This window comes from Mycetohabitans sp. B2 (assembly GCF_021733735.1).
In the GTDB taxonomy this organism is placed as follows: domain Bacteria; phylum Pseudomonadota; class Gammaproteobacteria; order Burkholderiales; family Burkholderiaceae; genus Mycetohabitans; species Mycetohabitans rhizoxinica.
Genome location: NZ_JAHKSP010000065.1, coordinates 1 through 25,388, shown reverse-complemented (window position 1 = coordinate 25,388; position 25,388 = coordinate 1). Strand labels below are relative to the sequence as shown.

Genomic DNA, 25,388 nt, shown 5'->3' with positions numbered 1-25,388 from the left:
GTGTCGTTATTTTATTGCCGTCCCCACGCGCCAGCAAAGTACAGCCTGATTCGCCGATCCCATCGACGACAAGGATCGCAGCCTGATCGAATCCAGACGGATAGAAAGTCGAAGCGGCATGAGCGATATGATGCGGAACAAAGGCTAATTTGCTGCCAAACTGATGGTCTAGTAGCGCATCGATTGCACCGGGAACTTGCTGGAGCTTGGCAAGAAAAATGCCCTCTCCCTGCGCACTTCCCCAATCACCCGGTAGGCTGAGCGAATCGAGTTTGAATTCACGCTTTCTGAGGGCGGGATCAAACGAGTAGGCGATGCCATCCAAATCCGTGGCTTTTAATCCTGCATGGGAAAGGCAAAACTGTATGCTGTTTTTCGGTAGCTCAGCCGGGCCACTTACACAAGCTTCTTTCGCATGCTTGATTCGGGTGAATCGCTCTTCTTCGACTGCCGCTACGATCTTGCCGTCGATGACAATCGACGCGGAGGATTCATGATAGGCGGAATTGATACCAAGGATTTTCATATTAGCGTGGCTCATTCATAATATAAACCACTATAGGCTTAAATCGTGAACTAACCAAACATTATTTCTTTTTCAAAACCGCCAAAATTGCACTAAAAAGGACGCAAGCAACGTGCAACAATAGAATTATCCGCTCGGCCTCCTTGGACTTGCTTATTCCCGTGCCAAACGAAACGGTAGATGCTTCGAGTACCTGCATTTCGATATGGCGCCCGGCAGTCGTCGTGAGGCTGACCCAAAAAACTGGACCATTCAAAGGTAGAAAAATCCGGCATGATGCAACCGTATTGGAATCGCGCACCCGATGTCAATGAAAGGACGCGAACATTGTGCCGTGCCACATGATCGAGCGGGTGACGAATGGGCGGCAGTGGGCTACTTGACGTGAACCTTGATCGTCTGGCTCATTTCGGGCCCATACGAGCGATGCGCGCCGTCGGCGAACTGCATCGTCAGCGTATGGTCGCCGGGCGTCAGCGTGACGTCCGTTTCCGTCTGGCCCTTGCCGTAGTGAATCGAATGATCATTGACTGGTACAACCTCACCGCTGGGCAGCGCTTGACCGTCGACCAGCAAGTGATGGTGGCCCGTTCCTGGGGTCATGTCGCCGGCCGGCGCCACCTTCATCCCGTCCACTGCGAACTTCAGATGGATAGGATTGCTAACCTGTGCACCATCCTTCGGCTCAACAAAGCTCACGTCGGCGGCATGCGCGGTGACACAGCCCGCAAACAGCGCTGACAATAGCGTCGTAGTACGGCACAGCGACTTCGCAAAGGCACAGATCATGACGAATTGCTCCTCGTGACAAGAAACCAACAAGGGATGCGACCGCGCCGATCGGCCACGATCGGCTTCAGCCGCGCTGTGCAAAGTATGCCATGCAAGCCTGCCGGACCTCCCCGACGCATGCCGGTGAATCATGACACTGATTGATACCGGTCAGAACTCGATCATCGCGAAGTCCGCCTTGCCAACATCGCAAAGCGGGCACCGCCAATCGGCAGGCACATCCTCCCAGCGGGTCCCTGGCGGGATTCCGTCGTCCGGCGCGCCGTACGCCTCGTCATAGACCCAGCCGCAGATCACGCAAACCCATTGCCGGAACGCGACCACATCAGGCTCCACCGAAGCCGGCTGGACCGCGGCGGCGGTATCAAGCCCTGCAGCGAGGTCAGCCTGACGTGGTGTGTCACGCGCTGGGTCGTGTCCGGCTGCCGGTGCGTCCAGCGATACGATAAGCGGTTGAGCTTGCGGCGTTGCATTAGCAAACCTGGCGTGCAATTGCCGATACAGCGTCACCGCCTCGTCCGGGCCCAGGTCGATCCAGTAAGGCTCCCCTGCATGGTCGTTGAGCCGGTGGGCGGTGAATTGAATCTCGACAACAGCGCCTTTCTTATACATACAGAAAATCGTGACAAGGAGGAAAGCGCGACGCCCTAGCCGCCAGCGCGAAGCCGATATTTTATCGGCAACGTCCAGTTAGATTGTGTCATTAGCGTTGTCAATCGATTTCGGGATCGGCAACACCGCGCCGCTCAATGGAACGGTGGAGGAACTTTCCCGCCATTGGCGGCCAGCGCATGCATCAACTTGTCATGCAGCCGCTCGATTGTCGCCGGGTCGTCAATCGGGCCATTGCAGCCCAATTCGCCGGCAAGCCGGCTGCGCTGCGCAAGGCCGTCGTCGACATCCAACGCGGCCAACAGGTCGGTCAACGATCGACGCCAATCCAGCGCACGCCCACTTTTGCGCACCCGGGCATCCAGCACGGCGGCGACATCAACGCCACTCAGCGGTGTTGGCGCCGGAAACGGCGCGTCGGTCGATACCGTAGCCGCTGCTGGATCCGGCGCGGGTTCCGGCGAAACGATGCACGCGTCCGGCCTCGCGCTACGCAGCAGCTTGCTCACAATATCACCAAAGATCGTCATCGCTTCCTCCGCAGACTTGAAACACCGAGCGGCAACGGCAGTCGCAACGGCGCTCTTCTATGCTATGAGACGCCATAACCACGATTCCGCCATTTATATTGGATATTCTCAATGGCCGGCGGCTACGCGATCGACAATGAATATCGTCTAACCGCCATCCAATGCCCAATACAGCGTTACTACGTTGGTCAGCCATCCTTGCTTCAGCCGCATCAGCTCCTGCACGGATTCGTAGCCGCTGCGCTGTGCATCGAGCCGTTCGAGGTAAGTTGCCACTCCACTGCGATAGCACCGCTCGATCAGGCGCCCGCAATCCGCATTGGCATTGGCATTGGCATTGGCATTGGCATTGGCATTGGCATCGGCATTGGCATCGGCATTGGCATTGGCATTGGCATTGGCATCGGCATCGGCATCGGCATCGGCATCGGCATCGGCATCGGCATCGGCATCGGCATCGGCATCGAGATTGTGGACCGCCTGTTGTGCAACAAGCGGCACGCTAAGCGCATGGCGCGCGGACAGCCTGCCGTCGCAGTAGGTCGGATGCCAGCCTCGCCGCCACTGGAGCAAATGACAGTTAACGAAGGGCCTGACTGAGTCCCAGCGGCACGGCGCTCCCCGGGGGAGCCGAAGTCTTTCCCCCTATCAGGGCTTGCCACCGCGCGCTGTGACGCGCCGCCGCGGCGCCCGGCAGCGAAGCGTCGGCATGAAGCTTGCTGTCCCAGCGAGCAAGTGCACCATCGAAGCATCCGGCCATTGGAAATCGCTATCTTTAACATTAACGGCCTGCGGGCGCGACTCGGCCAACTGCTGGAATGGCTCGAGCACGAGGGGCCTGACGTGGTCTGCCTGCAGGAACTGAAGACACCCGACGAGCGCTTTCCGGCAAGCGACCTGGAGCGGGCCGGCTACGGCGCGCTCTGGCGCGGCCAGGCAGCGTGGAGCGGGGTCACGATTCTGGCGCGTGGCGAGCAGCCACGTGCTGTGCGACGGGCGCTGCCCGGCTTCGAGACCGACACGCATAACCGGTACCTGGAAGTCAGCGTCGCTGGCTTGCTAATCGCGTCGTTATACTTGCCGAACGACAATCCGCAGCCCGGCCCGAAGTTCGATTACAAGCTCGCCTGGTTTGACAAGCTGATCGAGCACGCGGCGACGATGGTCAACGACAGCCGGCCCGTCGTGCTAGCAGGTAACTATAACGTGGTGCTGACTGACGAGGATATTTACAACCCCCGCTCGTGGCTGAAGGATGCGTTGCTACAGCCGCAGAGCCGGCAACGATATGCGCAACTGCTCGCGCAAGGCTGGACCGACGCGCGGCGCGTGTTGCATCCTGATAAGCGGAACTACACGTTCTGGGATGACTTCCGGCAACACTGGCAGACCCACTCCGGGCTGCGAATCGAACATCTGCTACTCAACCGCGCGCTTGCGCCGGCGTTGACCGCCGCGGAGGTAGACATATGGGGCGCGGCCAGTCACAAGCGAGCGACCATGCACCGGCCTGGATTGAACTGCGATGGGATAGGGACGCGGACGGCGGGCCGGCACACCCCAAGCGCAACACACAGGCCCAACGCACGAACGGAGACTAGGATGCGCAAGGCACTGGATGAATACACGCGTAAGCGCGACTTCGACACCACCCCAGAGCCGCCGATGCAAACAGGCAAGTCCCCAGCACGGCGGGGACGGGCCAATCATGCATTGCAGTTTTGCGTGCAGAAGCACGACGCAACGCAGTTGCACTACGACTTCCGCCTCGAGTTGGATGGCACGTTGAAAAGCTGGGCGGTCCCAAAGGGGCCTAGTCTGGACCCGCATGTCAAGCGCATCGCGATCCATGTGGAGGATCACCCACTCGACTATGCGGCGTTCGAAGGTCATATTCCAGAAGGCCACTATGGCGCGGGCGACGTGATCGTATGGGACCGCGGCGTCTGGGTGCCAGACGGCGATCCCGCCGAGGCCTACCGAAAAGGCCGGCTGACCTTTCGCCTTGACGGCGAAAAGCTCGCCGGCCGCTGGCATCTCGTGCGCACCCGGCTGAAAGGCAAGCAAGAACAATGGCTGCTGATCAAATCGGACGACAACGATGCGCGCTCCGAATCCGAGTACGATATCGTACAAGCGCTACCGGACAGCGTGCTCAGTGACCGCACCCTGCGGCCCACGACATCGGCCCGACAACTCGCGACGCGTCAGGCGGCGCGCAAGCGGCAACCTGAAACGGCAAACGACGCGTCGGCGCAAGCCCCGCTGCGCAAGCCCGTCACGACACAGAACCGGCGTAGGTCCCACTGGCCCGCGCTGGACGGTGCACGCGCCGCGCCGCTGCCCGAATCGCTCAAACCGGCGCTCGCGACGCTGGTGGACGCCGCTCCGGCCGGCCACTGGCGGTATGAAATTAAGTTTGATGGCTATCGAATCCTGGCGCGGATCGACGGCGATGAGGTCAAACTGTTCACCCGCAACGGCAACGACTGGACCTCGAAGATGCCGCGCCAGGCAGAAGCGCTGAGCCGCCTGGGACTCGACTCGGCATGGCTGGACGGCGAAGTGGTGGTCCTCGACAAAGCAGGACTGCCCAACTTCCAGTCATTGCAAAACGCGTTCGATGCGCGGCGCAGCAACGGGATTGTCTATTACTTGTTCGACGTGCCTTACTTGAATGGCATGGACCTGCGCAACGTGCCGCTAGAGCCGCGCCGTGCCACGCTGACTGCGCTGCTCGAGCACCATGAAGGCGACGTGCTGCGGCTGTCGCGTGATTTCGATGAGTCACCGGAGTCGATGCTCGACAGCGCATGTGAGATCCAACTCGAGGGCGTGATCGGCAAGCAAGCTGGCAGCCTGTACGCGTCGCGCCGCACCACCGACTGGATCAAACTTAAATGCAAGCACCGGCAGGAGTTCGTCGTGGTCGGCTACACCGAGCCGAGAGGCAGCCGGCAGGCATTCGGCGCATTGCTGCTCGGCCTACACGATCCCGATACCGGCGCACTGCGATACGCGGGCAAAGTCGGCGCCGGATTCAGTGAAGCGACGTTGCAATCTGTGCTCGGGCGGCTAGACCCGCTGCGCACGAGACATGCCGCGTTGGACAACCCGCCGAGTAGACGCGAGGCAACGGGCGTGCACTGGACCCGACCTGAATTGCTTGCCGAGGTGGCCTACGCAGAGATGACGCGCGAGGGCATCATCCGTCATGCCGTCTTTCGCGGATTGCGCACCGATAAACCAGCCAGCAACATCGGACCAGAACACGCAGTGCCGGCTGACGCCATTGCGGCAGCGCCCGCACGTCGTGGCCGCGCGCGGGCCGGTCCACCGGCCGATGCGCCACCCGACGCACGCGCCGAGACGGAGACGGTCCGCGGCGTCCGGATTACGCATCCGCAGCGCATCATCGATTCGGCCAGCGCGACGACCAAGCGCGAACTCGCGGAATACTACACATCGATCGCGTCGCGAATACTGCCGCATCTAAAATCGCGCCCCGTGGCGCTGGTGCGCGCGCCGGACGGCATCACGGGCGAGTTGTTCTTTCAGAAGGACGCCGGCAAGCTGCCGATTCCCCATATCCACATGTTGGACAAGGCCTGCGCGGGCCAGCCTGTGATGACGATCGACAGCGCGCAAGCGCTCGTCGGGGCAGCACAGATGGGCGCCATCGAGTTGCATACATGGAACGCGACCACCGAGCGGCTCGACCAGCCCGACCGTTTTGTATTAGACCTCGATCCGGACCCGGCGCTACCGTGGAAACGAATGATCGAGGCAACACAACTCACACTGGCCGTGCTGGACGAACTCGGCCTGAAATCATTCCTGAAAACCAGCGGCGGCAAGGGGATTCACCTGGTGGTGCCGTTGACGCCGTCGCAGGGATGGGCAGACGTGAAAGGGTTCACACAAGCGCTTGTCCAGCATATGGCGCGACAGCTGCCGGACCGATTCTCGGCGGTATCCGGCCCGAGGAACCGGGTCGGTCGTATTTTTATCGACTATCTACGCAACGGCCAAGGCGCGACGACGATCGCGCCGTACGCGGTCCGCGCCCGAGCGCAGTTGCCCGTTTCGGTTCCAATCCGGCGTGACGAACTCACGTCACTGAAGAGCGCCAATCAATGGACGATCGCCAACCTTCACCACCGTCTCGCCGAACAGGATACCGATCCGTGGCACGGCTACGCTCGCGTCCGGCAGACGATCACCGCGCAGATGCGCGAGCGAATCGGCATGAAGGAAGCGATTCGCTTGATCCGCGGTGCCGCTCAATGACCGAAATAGACCGAGTTCACTGAGTTCGCAGGCCTTGCCGCATTGTCTCGGCCTGCGCCGGATTGCACGGAGCCGCTCATCGACGAGCCAGCGCTGGTGTACGCGATACTCTGTTGAGCATCGACGCGTGCCTGCGCGGCGTGAATGTTATCCGGATAATAGGGATCGGCCGACTCCGGGCTATAACCAGCCTTTTCAAGTTGAACCAATTCCGCGCGCACTTGCTCCCGCGTCAACGGGCCTTTCTGTTGCGCAAACGAGGCAAGCGGGGTGGCAACAATTGAAGCAGCAATGGCTGCATAGACGATGGACTTCATGATTTAACCTCCAGACTTGTTTTTAAGGCACCAAGCCTGCTGCTCGGGCCCACAACTGAAGTCTAGAAAGGCCATCGGACAGAAAAAACCGCTAGTTCAGCCATACACTATTACATTTTATATAACAATAGTATGGCTAGTAACGTCACCGCGCGTGGCCCGCGAAGATCACGGCCGCCCCAGTACCGCACACAGCTGCTCCGCAGTGTACGGTTTGCGCAACGCTTCCCAAGCGAAACCCAGATCGCAGTCGCACGGAACATCATTGCCAGAGGTGAAGATCACGCGCAGACTGCGCTGCACGTCGACCGAGCGTTGGGCCAATTCGATCCCCGACATGCCAGGCAGCATGATATCAGTGAGCAATACGTCGAACCGGTCGCGCCGAATCGCGTCCAGCGCCTCCTCCGCCGTGCCCGCCGCGATTGTCACGTGCCCCTGCATCGACAGGATTTCCCGCACCGCCTCGGTCGCTGCCGCGTTGTCGTCGACCAGCAGGATGCGCAAGCGATTGGCACGCGCGGCTGGGTCGTCCAGCGCCGGGGACTGGTGCGCACTGGCCACCCCCTGCAACGGCTGGTCAATGCGTTTCGCGGGCTGCGGAGCGCGGCGTGGCGCGACAGCCGCATTGCTTGAAGCCGGCACCGGCGAGCGTGCCCGGCCGGTGGCAACGGACACGTCGTGATCGCCGAGCACGGCGCGCAAACGCGCCGCCAACTGCTCACGGCTGTATGGCTTGCGCAGCAGTTCGACGCTGTTGTTCAGCCGCGCGTTGTCCTCGATCGCATCCTTGGTGTAGCCGGACGTGAACACGATCTTCAACCGCGGCCGCAAGCGCAACGCAACGCGCGCAAGCTCGAGGCTGCGGATCGAACCCGGCATCACCACATCCGAAAGCAGTACGTCAACATGCACGCCGCTGCGGATCAATGCCAGTGCCTGATCTGCGTTGTCCGCGCGCAGCACCCGGTAGCCGAGTCCCATCAACGTCTCGGCCACGGTGGCCTGCACGGCCTGGTCGTCCTCGACCACGAGGATCGTCTCGTGGCCGCCCTGCGGCGCCGCACTCGGCAGCACCCGCACCGTATCGGCCGGCGCCGTGGAGCGCGGCAGGTAGATGCGCACGGTCGTGCCCCGTCCCGGCTCGCTACGGATCAGAATATGCCCGCCGCTTTGCTTCACGAAGCCGTACGCCATGCTCAAGCCCAGCCCTGTGCCCTGCCCTTCCGGCTTAGTGGTGAAAAATGGATCAAACGCCCGCTCGATCACGCTGGGCGGCATGCCGGTGCCGGTATCGGTGACCGCCAACGTCACATACTCACCAGGGCGCAAATCCGGAATGCCGGCCACCGGTTGCGGGCCGAGCACCGCATTGGCCAGCGTCAGCACCAGCCGGCCTCCATCGGGCATCGCATCACGGGCGTTGATGGCCAGATTCAGGAGCACGTTTTCGAGTTGATGGCTGTCTACGAGTGTGTTCCAGAGTCCGTCGGCCACCGTTGTCTCGATATGGATCGTCTCGCCAAGCACGCGTCGCAGCAAGTCGTCCATGCGGTGCAGCACACCGCTGAGGTTGACGACCTGGGGCTTGAGCGGCTGCTGACGGCCCAGCGCTAGCAATTGCGCGGCTAGCTTGGCTCCGCGGTTCACCGCGTCGATGGCCTTGCCGAGCCGCTCACGGCTCCACGCATCGTCGCCATGGCGATTCTCGAGCAACTCGAGGTTGCCACGCAGTACCTGCAGCACATTGTTGAAGTCATGCGCGACACCACCGGTCAACTTGCCGATCGCCTCCATTTTCTGCGACTGGAACAGCGCGGTGCGGGTTTCCTCCAGCGCCTGGGCTGCCTCACGCCGCTCAGTGATATCGCGCGTGATCTTGGCAAAGCCGATCAACTCGCCGTCATCGTCGCGGATGGCATCGAGCACCACATGCGCCCAAAAACGTGAGCCGTCGCGCCGCACGCGCCAGCCTTCCGACTCCCATCGACCTTCGCGCGCCGCCACTTCGAGGCCGCGTTGCGGCACCCCGGCGGCAGCCTCTTGCGGCGTGTAGAAACGGGAAAAATGCGAGCCGATGATCTCCTCGGCCTGGTAGCCCTTGATGCGTCGCGCGCCCTGGTTCCAGTTCGTGACAATGCCCTGTGGCGACAGCATGAAGATCGCATAGTCAGTCACGCCCTGAACGAGTAGCCGGAAGCGCCGCTCGCTCTCCATCGCCACATCGTGCACTTTCTTCTTGTCGCTCATGTCGCGCACGATCTTGCCGAAGCCGAGTAGCTGGCCGTGCGCGCCATGCAGCGGCGTCATTACGACGCTGCCCCAGAACGTCGTACCGTCGCAGCGCACGCGCCATCCCTCGCTCTCGTAACGGCCGTCGCGCGCCGCCGTGCGCAGCGCGGCCGCGGGCGCGCCGGCCCGGCACTCCTGGTCCGGATACAAGTCATCGAGCATGCGCTCCAGGGCTTGCTCGCGGGTATATCCGTAAATACGCTCGCCACCGGCATTCCAGCTCAATATGCGGCCATCCGGTGACAACGCGAATATCGCATAGTCGGCAATCGTTTCGACCCACAACATCGGCCAGACGGACGTCAGGCTGTTGAGGGCAGGTCCGCGGTTGGTCATCGGCACAGGGGCTCTTCGCAATAAGCTCGATTACAGCGTGGCAAATCGTACATCGAAACCGCGCAACACGGCATCACGCGCACCGCCCTGCACGCGGCCAGCGCGTGGCCCATCGCGCGACAGCCAGCAGTCGATCTAACTCATTCTATCCCAGCGTGGCGCCCTTGCGCCCGCTTACAGTAGGTTGCAGGGCAGCGCTTTAAAAAATCCGCCGTCTCACTTGTTTTATTGGCAAGCAGTAACCATAAATATCAAACAATGCACCCCCACAGGGACTAAGCGCGCCAGACAGCGAACGCATACTGCGCGCGTGTATTGGCACCGAACGCGTCCACGCGAGTCATTGCGGTATGCAAATCAATGCGCTGGCGCCCTATGCGGCGCCCGAAGTCGCCGCGCTGACCGGCAAGCCGGCTTCGGTGCTCACGGGCGGCACAGCGGCATGGAACGACGCGGGTCTTGCCATCGAGACCGGCAAAGTGCGCACCGCGTCACCGCGAATCGACCGCTACCGGTGTTCTGATCAAGGCACCAATAACCTGCACAGCACAACGCACGCGCACTTGGACTGGGAATATGCCCTCGTTGCGCAACTGGAGCGCGACGGCACGCACAGCTTCTTCGTGATCTAAGCGCCGCCGGCATACAGTGTGCCGTCGCACACCGTCCGACGCGCTCCGGCGTGCAGGGCGCGACAGCGGGAAGCTACGTGCCGAACGGGTCGTCCGGACGCACCACCTCGCCCGCCAGATTGTACTCCGCCCGCATCGCCGCCAGCACCGCGGCAATGTCTTTCTTGTAGCCGGCCGCGTTGCTGAAGTGTCCAAGCGTCCAGTTGCATCCGGATGCGTCGGGCGGTTGCATGCGCGGCCGCGGCACGCGGATCTTCACGCCGTCGTCGGCGATGTGATCAAGCCGGTGAAGTCGGCGCTCGAACTCCTGCTGTAGCCGCGTCGCGGTCAACGTCTTTCGAATCATGAACTCTTCGGCAGCCACCGGCGCGAGCGAGTGCGCCGGTGGCTGCCGCCTTCGTGGAACTCATCGGGTATGATAGCCGAACGGCAGCCGGCCGCAATGTCGCCGGCACGGCTGCTGGCGAACCTAGCCCGACTCCGGAAGTCCTGTCAATTGCCAACCTACACGCTCGCCGCTGCCGTCCACGCGGAACAGGATATTCGCAAAAGCCGCTTTGTCAGCGCCGTCGTGCCGGTCGAAAACCGCGATACCGCGATGGCCGAAGTCCATCGTCTGCGCACCGTCCACCCGAATGCGACGCACGTTTGCTGGGCACTACTCGCCGGCGGCCAGTCCGGCATGTCCGACGACGGCGAGCCGTCCGGCACCGCAGGCCGCCCGATGCTGGAGGTGCTGCGCCATCACGACCTGGACGGCGTGCTCGCGACGGTGGTGCGCTACTACGGCGGCATCAAGCTTGGTGCAGGTGGACTCATGCGCGCGTACACGGACGCGGTTGCAACAGCGCTACAGCACGCACAGCGCATCGAACGCATCGCCCAGAGAACTTTGACCATTGACGCCGACTATGCGGATGAGGCACGTATCCGACACTGGATCGCGCAGCAGGGCCATGTGCTCACCGCCAGCCAGCATGGGATGCGTGTCACGCTGACCATCGTGCTGCCGCAGGATGCACTGGGCGCTGCCCAGCAGGCATTGCGCGACCTGACCCATGGGCGTGCCGCATTCGCGCCGCACTAAAGCGCGCTTACCTCATTCGCTCATCGCATTTTGCGCCGTTGCGCCGTTGCGCCGTTGCGCCGTTGCGCCGTTGCGCCGTTGCGCCGTTGCGCCGTAATCAGTGTAACGGCCGCGGCGTCGTCACGGCGACCAGCCGCGACGCAATCGCATCGAATGCGGTACAGATTAGTACATAGATGAAGGCGACCAGCGCGAAAATCTGAGCCGGATAGACCATCAACCGGTTGTTGACCTGCGTGGCGAGCAACGACAGTTCCGGCACACCAACGATGTACGCCAGTGACGTGTCCTTGATCAGCGACACCCACTGGTTGATGAACGACGGTGCCATGATCCGCAACGCCTGCGGCAGCACCACAAAGCGCAGCGCCTGCATCCGCGTGAAACCCAGCGACAGCCCGGCCTGCAGTTGAGCGGCGCCCACCGCGCGGATGCCCGCATACACCGCATGCGACAGGTAGGCGCCGCCGATCAGCGACAGCGCACAGACAACGGTCAGTTGACCGGGCGCATCGATATGCAGCACAACGGGCAACAGAAAATATGTCCAGAACATCAGCATTAGCACGGGAATCGCGCGGAAGAACCCGATCACGGCGAGCAGCACCGTATGAACGGCGCCGCGCGTCAACGCCAATGCGATGCCGGCGGCGAGCCCGAGCACACCGGAGACAAAGGCCGACGTCAGCGCGAGCACTAGCGTCAACGCCACACCGCCAAGCGGCCCGTTCGGGAACGTGCCGACCAGCAAATACGGCAGATTGTCCAACAGGATCGAGACGTCCATCGTCACCCCGCGCGGGCAGCCGGGTGACGCCGCTGCACCACGTGCGCAAGCGCCTCGATCACCGCGATCGTGCCAATATACAGCGCCGTCGCCACGCCGAATGCGGCAAACGTCTTGAACGTCTCGGTCTCGACTTGGCGAGACGCATACGAGAGCTCAGCTAAGCCGATCGCCATCGTCAACGACGAGTTCTTCACGATATTCATGTACTGGCCGAATAACGGCGGCATCGCGTTGCGGGCCGCCTGCGGCAGCACGACATGGCGGAACGCCTGCCAGCGCGTGAGCCCGAGCGCGGCGGCGGCCTGGCGTTGTCCGCCGGACACGCCCCGCAGGCCGGCGCGAAACTCCTCGCCGACGAACGCGCACGAGTAGAACGTCAACCCGATCCAACCGGCGACGAATTCGAACGGCGGCCAACGCAGCGACAATGCGCCGACCTGGAACGCATGAGGCGCGTTCAGCCACTGCATCAACCCATCGGGCAGCAATGTCGCCGCGCCGAAATACCAGAACATCAGTTGTACTAGCAACGGCGAATTGCGAAACACCAGCACGTAGGCCGCGGCGACGCGACGCACCAGCCGCGCGTCGGCGCTATGCGCCATCGCCAGCGCGAAGCCGCTCACAGTGGCGGTGACGATCACCGTCGCGGCCAGCGCCAACGTGACACCAAAACCCTGCAGCAGCCAGCCGACGTACTTCGGCTCCAGAATCCACTCCTGCGGCACGGCTCAGACCTTGTCGCCGATCTTAAACAGGCGCGGCAGCGGCGTGCTCGTGCGCGGGCCAAACCAGCGATTGTAGATCTGCTCAGCCATGCCACCCTTCTCCAGCCCGCGCAACGTATCGTTGACGAACGCGACCAGCCGCGTCTCGCCCTTTGGGATACCCACGCCCATATAGTCGTTGGAAATCGTGAAGGCTGGGATTTCGTAGTTCTGCTTGTCGGGCACGTTGGCAAGCAGGCCGACCAGCTTTGGACCGTCCTGCGTGATCGCCTGCACGTTGCCGGCCCGAAGCGCGGCGAACGCGAACGGCGTGTCGTCGTATGCGACGATGGTGGCCTGCGGGAATTTCTCGCGCAGCGTGATTTCGTTGATAGTGCCTTTGTCCGCGCCGATCCGCAAACCGTTGAGCTGCTCGGCCGACTTAAGCACGCCCTTCTTGGCGAGGAACTGCTGGCCGGAAGCGAAATATGGAATACTAAAGTCTACTTGCTTGGCGCGCTCCTCAGTGATCGTAAAGTTTGCCAGCACGAGATCGACCTTCCTGGACGTAAGGAACGGAATCCGATTCGCTGGATTGGTCGGCTGCAACTCCAGTTTCACGCCGAGCTTATCGGCCAAGGCCTTGGCATAATCAACGTCCAAGCCGACGATGTGATGCGTCTTCGCGTCGACAAAACCAAATGGCGGATTGCTGTCAAACGTCGCCACCCGTAACACGCCCGCCTTCTTGATGTCGTCGAGCCGGTCAGCGTGGGCAACGCCGGCCGCGACGATCAGCAAGCCGGCCAGCAGCGTGGAGAGCACTGTCGATTTCATATCTTGTGGACCTTCATGATTGAGCGGCGCGTGCACCAAATCAGTGACGCAAGGTGGCTTACCATAGCATCGACAGGACGATTCTCAAACCAATAAATGCTGCACAGCATAGAACGCCTCGGAATAATGCCCGCGCGGGTTTCCGGCCATGCCGTGTGGCAGTGCAGCATGCGCGCCACATGGCCGCGCACCGGCTTCGCGCTGCACCTTGGCGCAGGCTGTTCTATGCCGATCAGGGCGCTATGCCGAAGCCGACCCCGGATGTCTAGCTGGGGCGGCCGCCCGCTCGCTTGACGTCGCCCCGGCGCAGTGCATCGGCTTTATCGCCTGGCGCATCGCACCGCTCGATGCCGACGGCGCGCTGGTATTCTATGGTCGAGCGAGACGTAAAAAGCGTCCGTCGCATCCGGGGTGCACGAACCGGCGACGAGGCGACGATCGGCAGAGGTTACGATCGGCAACTGCCCCGAGCCTCTGTCGCTGATCACGCGGGCGTATGGCATGTCCGCCCGCACGATGACGGTCGAGCCGCTGGCCAACGCCGCCTATCTGTACGCCAAGTCGCCGTTGGCCAACGACGAACTGATCGCGCGTATTCTACCATTGGAGCGCCATGCGAAAGGCGCGGCCGTCATGCTCGGCGCCGACCTCGACCATTGCCCGCTGTTCGACGCGCAAGGCCGAGCCTTCGAGCAAAAATGGCGGCGACGCTGGCCGCCGCGTAACGCGCGTGCGATACGCCGACGAAGGCAATCGTCGGGCGTTGCGGCGGCGAGTCGAGCGGTAAGCTGGTGGCGCGGCGCCCAATTGACATGTCGATACGCCGGCCGCATGCATCCGGCCTCGCGCATCGATTGACCATCCCAATATCTTTGCAACAGCGCCCTGCTTGATTATTTCGTCGAGTTCGGCGTCCGACACGAAACCGCCTCCGTGCAGCGGGCATGCGGCCCCACGTGACCGATGCCAATGAACACGGCGTCCGCCTGCCTCGACAGCGCCTTGACGATCCGATACAACCGGTGCTGCGCCATTGCGCGCGTTCAGCCTCGCTATCGGCGAATGTCAAGATTTCCAGTAACCTTGCATTTTGGCTGCTGCGTCGGCGCCTCGCGCCGGCGCGGTCCAACACCGGAAACGTGCAATGAACTGGACTCTAATTGGAATGGCTGACCTGGTCAGCAACCTGGAGTTGGTCGGGCGGCTGCTGATGGCGGCGGCGCTCGGCAGCGTGATCGGCATCGAGCGGGAACGGCTGCAGTGGGCAGCCGGACTACGCACTCACATGCTGGTCTGCGTCGGCTCCGCCCTGATCATGATCGTGTCAACCTATGGCTTCACACAGGTGCAAGGCAAGGAAGGCGTGGTGCTGGATCCGTCGCGGGTCGCGGCCCAGGTAGTGTCTGGCATCGGGTTTCTTGGTGCCGGCTCAATCCTGCTGCGCGGGGAAGTCATCCGGGGGCTGACGACCGCGGCGAGCCTGTGGACCGTGGCTGGCGTCGGGCTCGCCGTGGGCGGTGGACTATACGTCGCGGCCAGCGCCGCGACGGCGATCATCCTGGTGATCTTAGTCGGTGTGAAGCCGCTCGAGCGACGCTTCATTGCTGCGAAGCTCCGCCGCGAGGTGCGGCTCGTCGCCAGCCGCGGTGCGTTGTCGATTGACACCTTGTCCGAGGTGCTTGGCCCGAGCAGCGCGCGCATCAAGCGCTTCATCGTACAGCAACAGGAAGACGGCAGCGGCATCGATGATGTGACGATCGCGTTCTCGCGGGTCACTGATCCGGAATTCGCGACCATTGTGCGCCGGCTCGAGCAGATGCAGGGTGTGCGCCATGTGCGTGAGGTCGCTCCGTCATAGCCCGCAGCGCGGATCGGTTCCTGGCGGCAGCCGCAGCGGCGCGGACCGCCCTAAGGCCGGGACGTCCCATCGGCCCACGCTGCCGGGTCAAAGCCAACCCGCCTTCCTAAACCGCCACCACAATACCGCATCGATCGCCAGCATGACCGCTAGGCACGCCGGATAACCATACTGCCAGTGCAACTCCGGTATGCTCTGAAAATTCATCCCGTAGATCCCCGCGATCATCGTCGGACTGGCGAACAGCGCGCCGAACGCGCCGAGCCGCTTAGTCGTCTCGCTTTCAGCCAGCGAAATCATGCCCAGGTTCACCTGAATCGCAGTCGAGATCATCTCGCGGCGGCCTTCGATCAGCTTGTCGATGCGCACCAGATGATCATAGACATCCCGGAAATACGCCTCCATGCCGGCGCACAGCGTCGGGACGCGGCCACCCTGCAATTTTCCCACCGCCTCCAGCAAAGGCGCGACGTGGTGATGCAGCCGCACGAAACGGCGCTTAAGCGAATACAGGTCCTCGACCACGTCACGCGAGGCCGCGGTGCCCTTATTCTCGAAAATCCGGTCCTCGACGATCTCCGACTCATCGATCAACGCCTCGACGACGGGAAAATAGCGGTCCACCACGCTGTCGATCAGTGCGTACAGCACGAAGGCCGAGCCGTGCCGCAGCAAATGCGCGTCGCGCTCGCAACGGGCACGCACATCCTGGAAGCCCTGCTTGCTGCCGGCACGAACGGTCAACACATAATTCGCACCGGCAAAAACCGCTACCTCGCCGACTTCTAATTCTTTGTCTGACGTTTGCTCAACCGTGTGCAACACGGCGAACAGCGACGCGCCATACTCTTCGATCTTCGGCCGCTGATGACCGTGGCGTGCATCCTCGACTGCAAGCTCGTGCAAGCCGAACTCGTGTGCCATCTGCGCCAATTCCTCGGGATTCGGGTCTTTCAGCGCCACCCAGACAAAACAGTCCGGTTTCGCGACATATTCGCTAATGTCACTCACCGGGATGTCGCCCATCTTGCGACCATCGTGGTATGCAGCGCAGTTGATCAGCATCGGTACCTCCACTTTTTGCAACCGCCGAAGAATAAGCCAGTTGGCGCAAGACGGCGAGGCCCCCGATGCGACGCGAGCGCCGCCCCCGCGCCCGAGAGACCCGTCAACGTTGCGGGGCGCGTTTGTCGATGAACGCCTGAACGCCGTCCAGCGCGGCGCCATCTATCATGTTGCGTGCCATCGTCTGCTCAGCCAGTTAAGGAGGCGTCAACGCCCATCTCGGCCTGCCGATAAAACAGATCCTTGCCGAGCGCTACCACGTGTGCCGGCTTCGCGCAGATGCGCTGGGCCAGCTCGCGTAACGTGTTATCTAGTTGCACGGGCCCGGCGGCCCGGTTGACCAGCCCTCGTGGGTGTACGGTCACCGCATCGATAAAATCACCGGTCACAAGCCTCTCAAACGCCGCCTTGCCCAGCACATTGGACGACAATGGCACGGCAGGCGTCGAGTAGAACAAACCGAACAGCCTCCTTCGCATTGCGTGCGCCGTCGCAGTACGCGTGCGGCAGCACCGATGTCGCCTCAGACAAAATCAATCCGGCACTGGCGCGTTCGGCGTAGTAGCGTACTATCAGCGCGTTGGGCACGCGGCGCTCGCGCACCGCCGCGTGAGCGCCGGCCCTGAGTCTATATGCTCGACAAACGCCTGGATCACAGCTTTGTTACGCTTGACAATGTCTGTTGTCAAGTAGGATGCAATATGATTTCACTGTCAAATCGACAGACCAATGCTCTGCCGGACAATCCTAGCTCCTTTCTCCTCCATCAAGACTGCGAGTATCGTGGAATAGCTCCCTAAATCTGAATCTCAGGACTCCGCTACCTCCTAAAATAGAGGTCAGTTCGGTGACTGGCTTCAAGCCTAGGCATCAGGAAAGCGTTGTAATGCTAAGTGAGCCGGAGCACCGTCGCTGGCGTTCTGTGGAAAAAATTGGCCATCGTGTAGGCGACGTCTGCCCCCCGAAGAGACGGGCTCGGGAGATGCACGATGGCATGGTATGAATGAGAATCAGGTGTTCACATGGCGCAAGCAGTATCAAGAGCGTTGAGATACCGCTCACCTCCAGAAGCCCGGCGAACGGCTGAGTCACTTACCTGGTAGTGTCCAGGTGTCCTGCGTTACTGGGTCAACTCCAGTTTGATGCCAATGCCTACGCAACGGCGCGAGCCTGAGTTCGTGTCGCAACGTGCTACTTCGTGATCACCGGGCTCCACGCAGTTCAGCATGGCATCGTTGTGCTGCTCGGTGACCCAAAGCCAGCCCAGCACTCATCTACTTCAAGGAGAGCATTATGGTTTCTACCATTGGCAGCGGTTTTATGGATCAGATTGACAAACTACAGTCGCTAGATCCAAAAACTATGTCGGCGGATCAAGAAAAAGATCTCGAAAAACTAAGCCAGTTTTTCGATAGGTGCATCGACCACGGCGGGCCGGTTGGAGCCAAGGTCAAGGAGATGATCGATACCTACCACGCGGCTCACCCCGACACGCAGCAAGCATAACTCCGAGGGAACCGGCCGACCGTGTGATCGACATGGGCGTCGCTTACATAAGCTTGGGCGGCTTGACCGCCCAGCCAGGCCGGTTTCTACGATGACAATCAGTCTACCGCCTAATTGCGATTCACCGGCATCCGAAGTTACCCATAGCGCCGTGGAGCCGCTTCCAGATTACGCGGCCGGAACCGGCTCTTCCCGGTCCCCAGCCATAGCAGTCATCACACATCTTGCTAATCGATGTACGAGGGCCAACCTACTATGGAACGCAGCAAGTAGACGCTGTCACCGGAGCGAGGAGCTACGCGGCAAGCGATTGGTTCCGATCGTAGGTTCAGCCGGCTTGGGAGACACAGCTTCTTCGTAGGTGGGCAACTTCTCTGGATGACTCCCTTCGCTTTCTTTGTACGTCGGCCGTGCCATCGGCCGCAATATAGCCGATGGCATCACGAACTGTGGCGAATCATGCTCAATCAAAGCAAAGGGGTTCACGCTAGACTCATAGTCCCTTGCAGTCGTGACGCTCTTCGCTAGTTCGCTATAAATTTGGGTAGACAGACCGCGAGTCAATTTTTTCAACGAAACGGCTGGTTTCCTAAATTTTTTTAGTTTGGCGATGTATTCGCTTCGCTTTTTCTGGGCGTCCAATACCGACTTGCCGGCAGTTGTCGGGTTGCCATTGCTATCGAGGTATTTTTCCAGGGGCTGCAAGTTATGCATTTGCCCGTACACAGATACTTGTGCGAGTGTCCAGTTGTTATTTTGACGGTGGATAAGCTTGCGGGCGTGGTTGATCTCTACTGGCGACGGCGGCCGGCTGCGCCTGAGTGCCGGCGCTGAATGGCCGGTTCCGGCTAGCGACTGAATGGCTTTGCTGTCACGGTGTTTGAGCACTGCCAGTAAAGGACTAAGCACGCGGGGGCGAGAGCAGGTGCTTGGCGCCGCTTTTTCTTCAGTCGTACCGGGCTCGGCATCACGCTGCTCGTTAGATGGGCCCACAGAACGGGTCGGAATACGCATGAAAAGACCTGACTCAAATTCGATGTGTTCACCACAATAAGTAAGTGTCAACGACTTCAATTGTCAGATGCGATGTCATGTCAAGCCATACGCATGCACTTCGCGATTCGCCGGACCGTCCATTAAACGCAAAAAAACGGCTCACAAGCGTGAGCGTCGGTCGGTTCGCTTAGGCACCCATCGCACTCGCGTGGCGCAACTCGAGCGAGAGTGCGCTCACGTCGGACACGATTGCTTGCGCCCGCAACATCGGGCCAGCCGCTTTAGGGCCGTGGGCGGGGACAAACCGCTTCTATTCCCGCTGAATGCCAATCGCGCAAGCGCACCCACCTGATCATTGCCGTGCCAGCAGCCCACTCCTGGCGTTTTGTGGTTTCGCGCACATCGGTCCGAGGTCTGCGCACAGTAGCATGTCTGATGCGCGTACCGAAGGGCATCGAATGACACGTTATTCTTACTTGTTTGCGGGAATCGCGATTGTGACGTTGACCGGCGCGGCACTACAAACGGCCTTCAGCGATCAGACCGACGGGGACGTCGCATCTCACTCGCCTGTTTTGAAGGCAGGCGACGTGATAGTAGCGGCCATCCCATCGGCCGTGGCCAGCACCGCTGTGAAGTCCGGTAGGTCAACGGACACGCCGGCTCCAACTGTGCCACCCACGATCCCGTGCGGCAATGGCACCAAGGGGGTCTTCTACGGCATTAGCGGTCACGTCGGGCAAGGAGGCGTGTACGACAAGATGAGTTACGAACAGCAACTCCGTCATATCAAGGAACTGGGTATGACGATGTACGGGCACGATGTTTTCGATTACGCCAGCACACAAAAGGTTCTTCGAATTGCTAAACAGGCAAAGAAACAATGCATCGGCGTCTTTGCTGCGCTGACCGCCGATCTGAATTCCTACGCCAACGAGGACGCAGCCTACCGCGACGGGTTAAAACTAGGGATGATGGTCGCTACGACGCTCAAGGGCGTCGTCCAGTATTACCAGGTGGGTAACGAGTATGAGAATGTCAGCATTCGCCGCGGACAGGGCAGCCATCCGGACGACTATGATAATGCCTCTTTTCAAAAGGCTCGTGGCTCGATTCTCGGCATGATTGACGGGATAAAGCGCGCCAACCCCTCCGCCACGATCGTGATGTGCCCGCTAGGGTGGCTACATTTCGGTTTCCTGGACATGCTGTACACCGGCACGCAACCCGACGGCTCCCGAGGGCACCGGATCCCGAAGTGGGACATCACCGCATGGCATTGGTATTCGGACATGGGGGACATCACCGCCGCGCGAGGCGTCAACGTGCTCAGGCGCTTGCACGAGACGTACCGCGAGCCAATCTGGATCACCGAACTAGGTGTCCGACCGGGCGCGAGCGAACAGGCATCGGCAGCCTACCTGGTTGGGCCCAATGCGCTCGGCGGCTTAATCCAGTATGCTAAGCAGTACAATATTCAGAACGTTACGTTGTATGAATTGCTTGACGATGAGGCGTACGGTGGCGACGGAAACTACGGCTTGTTGGGCGGCGACGGTATCGTCCGCAAGCATCGCTATGATGTAATCAAGCGGTTCATTGCGACGCACGCGATGCCGTAGGGCGCGCGGCTTGTGGAGCGACAAGTTCTCGGATACACGGATGGTTCCGACGATGTATTGAAGACTCACCGTGCACTGGCCGTCGCGTCACGCTGCAAACGCAGGTTCGGCGCTTTCGCTACGAGAACAGAACGCGTCGGCGACAAACATTTGCCGAAAGCCTTCCGTCTTGTGTCGCGCGCCATCAACGCCGCACAGCCCGAGCGCAGACAGTGCTGTGAAGTAACCCCACGCAGTTGGACGGTGTAACAGCTATGCCTGCGCGAACTGAGCCCGGTACGCCACCGGACTCATGCCTCCCTGCTTTTAAAAATAAGCTGCCGCGAAACAATGCACTTGACATCGCTCAATTAAGTGCGACCTGACATCATCATGTACACGTTGCCGATGCGCACAACAATGCAAAAATCATCTCACATTGCACTGTCTCACATCCAATATGAAATAAATGGCTAGTTCGGGAAGCACCTTTCATATTCGGTTCATTACTCAGCGGCTCGCAGACCGAATGCCATCGGTGGTGGGATTATCGTCCCTTTATGAAAAAATGACAGCATGAAAAAAACTTATTTTTCAATAAATTGGGTGATGACAAATGTCATTTGGCGACGACAAACAGTTACCCCAGCAGCTGAGAGGTCAACAGGTAACGTCAGCTTCTGGAGTGAAGTGCTCTCTTTTCAGGGCGATCTAATGAATTAGATTAGAGTTTTTTTATTGTCGATTTCTTGATCTCCGTGTAGCGCATTCAGCTTCTGGCGCAGAATGCGACCAATCTGTGCAGTAGGCACGGGCAACGCCATGTCGTAATGTTGGCAGGCAATGTCGTGAACCTCGATATTACCCATTACGTAAGGCTGCCATACCTTCGGTGAGATGGGTTGAGTCAATGCATCTTGTGCCATTGTCGCCCTGAAAAACAACATATCGCCACTGTAAATACGTGGTGAAAAACATTGAACAAGCTGCACATTATTTTGCAGCACTGCACGGGTTTTCTCCCACAAATAGTGGCCGGCTTCCGACAGACTACCTACAGCGTGGCGTACAAACAGATGATAAAAATCGTCTTCGGTGATTTCTGGCTCGTTATCCTGTTGCACATGATCTGGCGTCGCATCGAGCACCGCTAGCAACGCGACCCGCTCGCCCTGTTGTTCAAGCTGCGTTGCCATGCTATGGACCACTTTTCCGCCAAATGACCAACCTAGCAAACAGTAAGGTCCGTGTGGCTGAATACGGCGGATTTGCTGAATATAGTCCATCGCCATCGCCTCGATCGTGAAAGCAGGCGACGAGACACCGTCAAGCCCACGCGCTTGCAAGCCATAGAGAGGTTGATTTGCCTCCAAATGGTCCGCCAGGCCTCGATAGTGCCAACTTAGCCCAGTCACTGGATGGACGCAGAAAAGCGGGGGGCGGACGCCGCGCGGTTGAATCGGCAGCACAACAGCAAAGGACTCGTCCTGCACGTTGTCTTGTGCGGATACACGCTGCACCAGCGCGGCAAGGGTCGGCGCTTCAAACAGGACGGGCATCGGAATGGAGATACCCAAAGTGGTGCGGCTCCGGCTGATCATTTGTACCGCAAGCAGCGAATGGCCACCGAGCGCAAAGAAGCTGTCGTGTCGGCTAATTTTCTCCACACCGAGCAGCTCGGCCCAAATCTTGGCCAGCGTGGCCTCGAGCTCGCCCTGCGGCGCTTCATACGCTTGATGCGCAAACGCTTCGGCATCGGGCGCTGGCAGCGCACGCCGGTCTAGTTTGCCATTGGGCGTCAGTGGCAATGCATCCAATCGTATGAACGCGCTGGGCACCATATACTCAGGCAACGCAGCTGACACATGCGTGCGCAAGTTGCCCGCTAACGCGTCATCGGGCTCGGCCACCACATACGCGACCAGACGCTTAGCTTGCCCTTCGCCCCTCGCCAGCACCACCGCGTCGTGCACCTGCACATGCCTGGCCAGGCACGCTTCAATCTCGCCCAGTTCAATACGAAAGCCGCGAATCTTGACTTGATGGTCATTGCGGCCCAGGAACTCCAAATTGCCATCCGGTAAATACCGCGCCAAATCCCCCGTCTTATACATGCGCGCATCGGGCTCGGCCGAGAATGGATCGCTCACGAAGCGCTCGGCCGTCAGCTCGGGACGATTCAAGTAGCCACGCGCCACTCCTGCTCCACCAATATACAACTCACCGACTGCACCTAATGGCACCGGCTGCTGATAGGCGTCGAGCAAATAGAGCTTCAGATCAGGAATGCGCACGCCAATCGGACTGCCCCCTTGCGTACTATCTTCAGGCCGAAGCGGCCGGTACGTCACATGCACGCTCGTCTCGGTAATCCCATACATGTTCACCAGTTGCGGGCCCCGCTCTGTGCGTGTCGCATACCATGCTTGCAAGATGGAGGGCTCCAGCGCTTCTCCACCAAAAATCACATAGCGCAGCTGATCCCTTAAGGGGCTTTGCGCTTGGCTGGCAATCCATGCTTTGAACGCACTTGGGGTTTGATTCAATACCGTGACGCCCTGTTCACAGACTAATCGGTGGAAGTCTTGCGGTGAACGAGCCATCTGATAGGGAACGATGATGAGCTTGCCGCCATGACGCAATGCGCCCCAAATTTCCCACACGGAAAAGTCAAAGGCAAACGAGTGAAACAGGCACCAGATATCGTTCTCGTCGAAGTGATACCAAGGTTGTGTCGCCTCAAACAGCCGCACCACCTGCGCGTGCTCGACCATCACCCCCTTGGGCATACCGGTCGAACCCGACGTATAGATCACATACGCCAGATGACGGGGCGTTAGACTCGGTACCGACGGATTCGTCTCCGCCCGATCCGGCAGCCTGTTCGGATCGAGCACCGTGCGATCGGCCAAGGCTGCGTCACCCAGTGCCGCCCGGCCCGCCGCATCGGCCAGCACAATGTCCGGTGCCGCATCCTGCACGATATGCGCAAGCCGCTCGCCTGCATACGTCGGGTCCAGCGGCACATACGCCCCGCCCGCCTTTAATATCGCCAACAGCCCGACGACCATCGCAGGACTCCGTTCCAAGCAGATCGCCACCCGCGCATCGGGCTTCACCCCCAGTTTGATCAGTTCATGCGCCCAGCGATTCGCGCGCGCATTCAACTCAGCGTAGCTCAGCGTCTGGTCCTCATAGACTAGTGCCGTCGCCTCGGGCGTGCGCTCGGCCTGCGCTTCGAACAATTGGTGCACGCATAAGTGCGCCGGATACGTCTGTTGCGTCGCGTTCCACGTTTCAAGCAACAATTGGCGCTCAATCTCGGGCAGCACCTCTAGCTGCTGCACCGGTGTGTCAGGCTCCTGCTCCAATGCTTTAGCTAGGCTTGCCAGCGTCTGCTGCATATACCCGCATACACGATCGGGATCGAGCGGCTGCGCAACCTGTGCCGTGAGCCCCAACGTCTGCCCATCGTCTTCAATTGACAAGCTCAACGGATAATTGGTACGCTCTTGTGCGCCAAGCAGCTCGATCCCGGAAGGCAGGTTAGGCGCATCTGACGGCGTTGCATGGTGCCTGTAATTAAGCAGCGCACTGAACAGTGGCGTGCCCGCCGGAACACCACTATAGCGCTGTGCAAGCGCTAGCGACGCATGTTCATGTTCGAGCAGCGCAGCGAGCCGCGTGTGAGTCTCTCGCACGCTGTCTTGCACGCTGCGGGGCAGTTCTACGCGCAGCGGCAATGTATTGATAAACAGCCCCATCGCGCTGTCGGCACCGCTACCTCCTTGCATCCGCCCGAACAGCACCGTGCCGAACACCACCCGCGGTTGGCCGCTCGCTCGCGCGAGCACCTGCGCCCACGCTAGATGACACAGACTGGCCAGGCTCACCTTCAAGCGTTTCGCCAGCGCACGCAGCCGATCGTTCAACGTTTGTGGCAACATCCGGTACGCTTCACTCGGTGGCGCACCATCACGATGCACATTAGCCAGCCCGAACGGCAGCGTCGGTTCCTCCACATCGGCAAGCATCTCAGTAAAAAATTGCGCATGTTCGTCTTCACTCACACCTAGCTTCGCTTGCGCAACCAGATTGCGGAACGGCTGAGCCTCTGGCAGGGCCCGACCTTGACCCTCGATGAACGCTTGTATCTCCGTATGCATCACTTCTAACGTCGAATGATCTCCGACCAGATGGTGCTGCTGCTGCACCAATAGCCAGCGGCCGTCGGTATTTTGCGCCACCGCACAGTGCAGCAGTGGCGCCTGCGTCAAATCAAGGCGGTGTTGGCGAGGGTCAAAGCGCCGCGCCAATTGTTCGGCAATCGGCCCATTAACTGGATCCAAAGTCAATTCAGTGACCGACAATGGTGCATAACGCCACACTACTTGGGCGGGAATCGTTAAGCCTTGCCAGACAAATGCGGTGCGCAAAATATCATGTCGATGGATCACTTGCTGCAGCGCGTTTAGATATTGATCGAGCCGCACACGGCTATCAAAAGCCAACTGCACGATCAGTAAGTACGGGTCACCGTCGCTGGCGAGCAGGTGATGAAACAAGATGCCGTCCTGCAATGGGGACAAGGCATAAATGTCCTGGATGTTCGCC

At 60.3% G+C, this 25,388-nt stretch carries 21 protein-coding genes and 2 pseudogenes; 8 read left to right on the top strand and 15 right to left on the bottom strand.

Annotated elements, in window-relative coordinates; translation table 11 throughout:
- The 5 genes and pseudogenes from KPG66_RS14715 to KPG66_RS14695 all read right to left on the bottom strand — a co-directional run.
- The coding region (locus KPG66_RS14715) for a carbamoyltransferase N-terminal domain-containing protein (protein ID WP_272907104.1) at positions 1–526 on the bottom strand (526 nt) is incomplete at its 3' end.
- A 375-nt stretch (positions 527–901) separates the two neighbouring features.
- Positions 902–1,315 (bottom strand): DUF4399 domain-containing protein, encoded by a 414-nt coding sequence (locus KPG66_RS14710; RefSeq protein ID WP_157864515.1) that lies wholly within the window; start codon positions 1,313–1,315, stop codon positions 902–904.
- A 153-nt stretch (positions 1,316–1,468) separates the two neighbouring features.
- Positions 1,469–1,930 (bottom strand): rubredoxin, encoded by a 462-nt coding sequence (locus tag KPG66_RS14705; RefSeq protein ID WP_013428422.1) that lies wholly within the window; start codon positions 1,928–1,930, stop codon positions 1,469–1,471.
- A 134-nt stretch (positions 1,931–2,064) separates the two neighbouring features.
- Positions 2,065–2,460 (bottom strand): DUF3597 domain-containing protein, encoded by a 396-nt coding sequence (locus KPG66_RS14700; protein WP_013428421.1) that lies wholly within the window; start codon positions 2,458–2,460, stop codon positions 2,065–2,067.
- 147 nt (positions 2,461–2,607) lie between these two features.
- Positions 2,608–2,766 (bottom strand): annotated as a pseudogene (locus KPG66_RS14695) (multidrug transporter); the annotation flags it as partial.
- 453 nt (positions 2,767–3,219) lie between these two features.
- Here KPG66_RS14695 and ligD point away from each other — a divergent pair.
- Positions 3,220–6,750 carry a DNA ligase D gene (ligD, locus tag KPG66_RS14685; RefSeq protein ID WP_336886365.1) on the top strand — a complete coding sequence of 1,177 codons (3,531 nt, stop codon included), beginning with the start codon at positions 3,220–3,222 and terminating at the stop codon, positions 6,748–6,750.
- Here the strand turns inward: ligD and KPG66_RS14680 are convergent.
- Positions 6,744–7,067: a DUF4148 domain-containing protein gene (locus tag KPG66_RS14680; RefSeq protein ID WP_013428417.1), complete on the bottom strand. Its 324-nt coding sequence runs from the start codon at positions 7,065–7,067 to the stop codon at positions 6,744–6,746. The genes ligD and KPG66_RS14680 overlap by 7 nt on opposite strands.
- Before the next feature lie 168 nt (positions 7,068–7,235).
- The gene (locus tag KPG66_RS14675; protein WP_049786509.1) at positions 7,236–9,695 is read right to left on the bottom strand and encodes a hybrid sensor histidine kinase/response regulator; all 2,460 of its coding nucleotides are present in this window, start codon (positions 9,693–9,695) and stop codon (positions 7,236–7,238) included.
- 350 nt (positions 9,696–10,045) lie between these two features.
- On the opposite strand from KPG66_RS14675, the gene KPG66_RS14670 reads away from it, so the two are divergent.
- On the top strand, positions 10,046–10,327 hold the full coding sequence (locus tag KPG66_RS14670) for a thiosulfate sulfurtransferase (protein WP_013428415.1): 282 nt from the start codon (positions 10,046–10,048) through the stop codon (positions 10,325–10,327).
- Between the two features lie 73 nt (positions 10,328–10,400).
- Here KPG66_RS14670 and KPG66_RS14665 read toward each other — a convergent pair whose 3' ends face one another.
- The gene (locus tag KPG66_RS14665; protein WP_041754954.1) at positions 10,401–10,673 is read right to left on the bottom strand and encodes a hypothetical protein; all 273 of its coding nucleotides are present in this window, start codon (positions 10,671–10,673) and stop codon (positions 10,401–10,403) included.
- Between the two features lie 96 nt (positions 10,674–10,769).
- Here KPG66_RS14665 and KPG66_RS14660 point away from each other — a divergent pair, with 96 nt between their 5' ends.
- Positions 10,770–11,414: an IMPACT family protein gene (locus KPG66_RS14660; protein WP_370645106.1), complete on the top strand. Its 645-nt coding sequence runs from the start codon at positions 10,770–10,772 to the stop codon at positions 11,412–11,414.
- Positions 11,415–11,511: 97 nt separating this feature from the next.
- On the opposite strand, the gene KPG66_RS14655 is transcribed toward KPG66_RS14660, so the two are convergent.
- From KPG66_RS14655 to KPG66_RS14645, 3 genes are read right to left on the bottom strand one after another with little or no spacing between them, the layout of a single operon-like run.
- Positions 11,512–12,201 carry an amino acid ABC transporter permease gene (locus tag KPG66_RS14655; protein WP_041754670.1) on the bottom strand — a complete coding sequence of 230 codons (690 nt, stop codon included), beginning with the start codon at positions 12,199–12,201 and terminating at the stop codon, positions 11,512–11,514.
- A 2-nt stretch (positions 12,202–12,203) separates the two neighbouring features.
- Positions 12,204–12,932: an amino acid ABC transporter permease gene (locus KPG66_RS14650; protein WP_013428411.1), complete on the bottom strand. Its 729-nt coding sequence runs from the start codon at positions 12,930–12,932 to the stop codon at positions 12,204–12,206.
- Between the two features lie 3 nt (positions 12,933–12,935).
- A complete protein-coding gene (locus tag KPG66_RS14645; RefSeq protein WP_041754953.1) occupies positions 12,936–13,748 on the bottom strand; it encodes an ABC transporter substrate-binding protein in 813 nt (270 codons plus the stop codon).
- 501 nt (positions 13,749–14,249) lie between these two features.
- On the opposite strand from KPG66_RS14645, the gene KPG66_RS18095 reads away from it, so the two are divergent.
- Together KPG66_RS18095 and KPG66_RS14635 are read left to right on the top strand one after the other, a co-directional pair.
- Positions 14,250–14,606: a sorbitol/mannitol transport ATP-binding protein gene (locus KPG66_RS18095; protein WP_442929452.1), complete on the top strand. Its 357-nt coding sequence runs from the start codon at positions 14,250–14,252 to the stop codon at positions 14,604–14,606.
- Positions 14,607–14,892: 286 nt separating this feature from the next.
- A complete protein-coding gene (locus KPG66_RS14635) occupies positions 14,893–15,606 on the top strand; it encodes an MgtC/SapB family protein (RefSeq protein WP_237071279.1) in 714 nt (237 codons plus the stop codon).
- 87 nt (positions 15,607–15,693) lie between these two features.
- Here the strand turns inward: KPG66_RS14635 and corA are convergent, their stop codons facing one another.
- On the bottom strand, positions 15,694–16,671 hold the full coding sequence (corA, locus tag KPG66_RS14630) for a magnesium/cobalt transporter CorA (protein ID WP_237071278.1): 978 nt from the start codon (positions 16,669–16,671) through the stop codon (positions 15,694–15,696).
- 188 nt (positions 16,672–16,859) lie between these two features.
- Positions 16,860–17,150 carry a methylglutaconyl-CoA hydratase gene (locus KPG66_RS14625; protein ID WP_013428403.1) on the bottom strand — a complete coding sequence of 97 codons (291 nt, stop codon included), beginning with the start codon at positions 17,148–17,150 and terminating at the stop codon, positions 16,860–16,862.
- Between the two features lie 368 nt (positions 17,151–17,518).
- On the opposite strand from KPG66_RS14625, the pseudogene KPG66_RS18090 reads away from it, so the two are divergent.
- Positions 17,519–17,715: pseudogene (locus tag KPG66_RS18090) on the top strand (transposase); the annotation flags it as partial.
- 249 nt (positions 17,716–17,964) lie between these two features.
- Positions 17,965–18,177: a hypothetical protein gene (locus KPG66_RS14620; protein ID WP_237071277.1), complete on the top strand. Its 213-nt coding sequence runs from the start codon at positions 17,965–17,967 to the stop codon at positions 18,175–18,177.
- A 279-nt stretch (positions 18,178–18,456) separates the two neighbouring features.
- On the opposite strand, the gene KPG66_RS14615 is transcribed toward KPG66_RS14620, so the two are convergent.
- Complete coding sequence (locus KPG66_RS14615; RefSeq protein WP_237071276.1) at positions 18,457–19,242, bottom strand: hypothetical protein; 786 nt, start codon at positions 19,240–19,242, stop codon at positions 18,457–18,459.
- Between the two features lie 389 nt (positions 19,243–19,631).
- On the opposite strand from KPG66_RS14615, the gene KPG66_RS14610 reads away from it, so the two are divergent.
- The gene (locus KPG66_RS14610) at positions 19,632–20,795 is read left to right on the top strand and encodes a glycosyl hydrolase (RefSeq protein WP_237071275.1); all 1,164 of its coding nucleotides are present in this window, start codon (positions 19,632–19,634) and stop codon (positions 20,793–20,795) included.
- Positions 20,796–21,493: 698 nt separating this feature from the next.
- Here KPG66_RS14610 and KPG66_RS14605 read toward each other — a convergent pair.
- A partial coding sequence (locus tag KPG66_RS14605) for a non-ribosomal peptide synthetase (RefSeq protein ID WP_237071274.1) occupies positions 21,494–25,388 on the bottom strand: 3,895 nt, incomplete at its 5' end.

What these genes read in the sequence shown, in the direction of transcription:
- KPG66_RS14700 (WP_013428421.1), bottom strand. Translation starts at nt 2,460, where the DNA reads ATGACGATCTTTGGTGATATTGTGAGCAAGCTGCTGCGTAGCGCGAGG.
- corA (WP_237071278.1), bottom strand. Translation starts at nt 16,671, where the DNA reads ATGCTGATCAACTGCGCTGCATACCACGATGGTCGCAAGATGGGCGAC.
- KPG66_RS14710 (WP_157864515.1), bottom strand. Translation starts at nt 1,315, where the DNA reads ATGATCTGTGCCTTTGCGAAGTCGCTGTGCCGTACTACGACGCTATTG.
- KPG66_RS14625 (WP_013428403.1), bottom strand. Translation starts at nt 17,150, where the DNA reads ATGCGAAGGAGGCTGTTCGGTTTGTTCTACTCGACGCCTGCCGTGCCA.
- KPG66_RS14620 (WP_237071277.1), top strand. Translation starts at nt 17,965, where the DNA reads ATGGTTTCTACCATTGGCAGCGGTTTTATGGATCAGATTGACAAACTA.
- KPG66_RS14705 (WP_013428422.1), bottom strand. Translation starts at nt 1,930, where the DNA reads ATGTATAAGAAAGGCGCTGTTGTCGAGATTCAATTCACCGCCCACCGG.
- KPG66_RS14645 (WP_041754953.1), bottom strand. Translation starts at nt 13,748, where the DNA reads ATGAAATCGACAGTGCTCTCCACGCTGCTGGCCGGCTTGCTGATCGTC.
- KPG66_RS14670 (WP_013428415.1), top strand. Translation starts at nt 10,046, where the DNA reads ATGCAAATCAATGCGCTGGCGCCCTATGCGGCGCCCGAAGTCGCCGCG.
- KPG66_RS14655 (WP_041754670.1), bottom strand. Translation starts at nt 12,201, where the DNA reads ATGGACGTCTCGATCCTGTTGGACAATCTGCCGTATTTGCTGGTCGGC.
- KPG66_RS14665 (WP_041754954.1), bottom strand. Translation starts at nt 10,673, where the DNA reads ATGATTCGAAAGACGTTGACCGCGACGCGGCTACAGCAGGAGTTCGAG.
- KPG66_RS14680 (WP_013428417.1), bottom strand. Translation starts at nt 7,067, where the DNA reads ATGAAGTCCATCGTCTATGCAGCCATTGCTGCTTCAATTGTTGCCACC.
- KPG66_RS14635 (WP_237071279.1), top strand. Translation starts at nt 14,893, where the DNA reads ATGAACTGGACTCTAATTGGAATGGCTGACCTGGTCAGCAACCTGGAG.
- KPG66_RS14610 (WP_237071275.1), top strand. Translation starts at nt 19,632, where the DNA reads ATGACACGTTATTCTTACTTGTTTGCGGGAATCGCGATTGTGACGTTG.
- KPG66_RS18095 (WP_442929452.1), top strand. Translation starts at nt 14,250, where the DNA reads ATGTCCGCCCGCACGATGACGGTCGAGCCGCTGGCCAACGCCGCCTAT.
- KPG66_RS14675 (WP_049786509.1), bottom strand. Translation starts at nt 9,695, where the DNA reads ATGACCAACCGCGGACCTGCCCTCAACAGCCTGACGTCCGTCTGGCCG.
- KPG66_RS14660 (WP_370645106.1), top strand. Translation starts at nt 10,770, where the DNA reads ATGTCGCCGGCACGGCTGCTGGCGAACCTAGCCCGACTCCGGAAGTCC.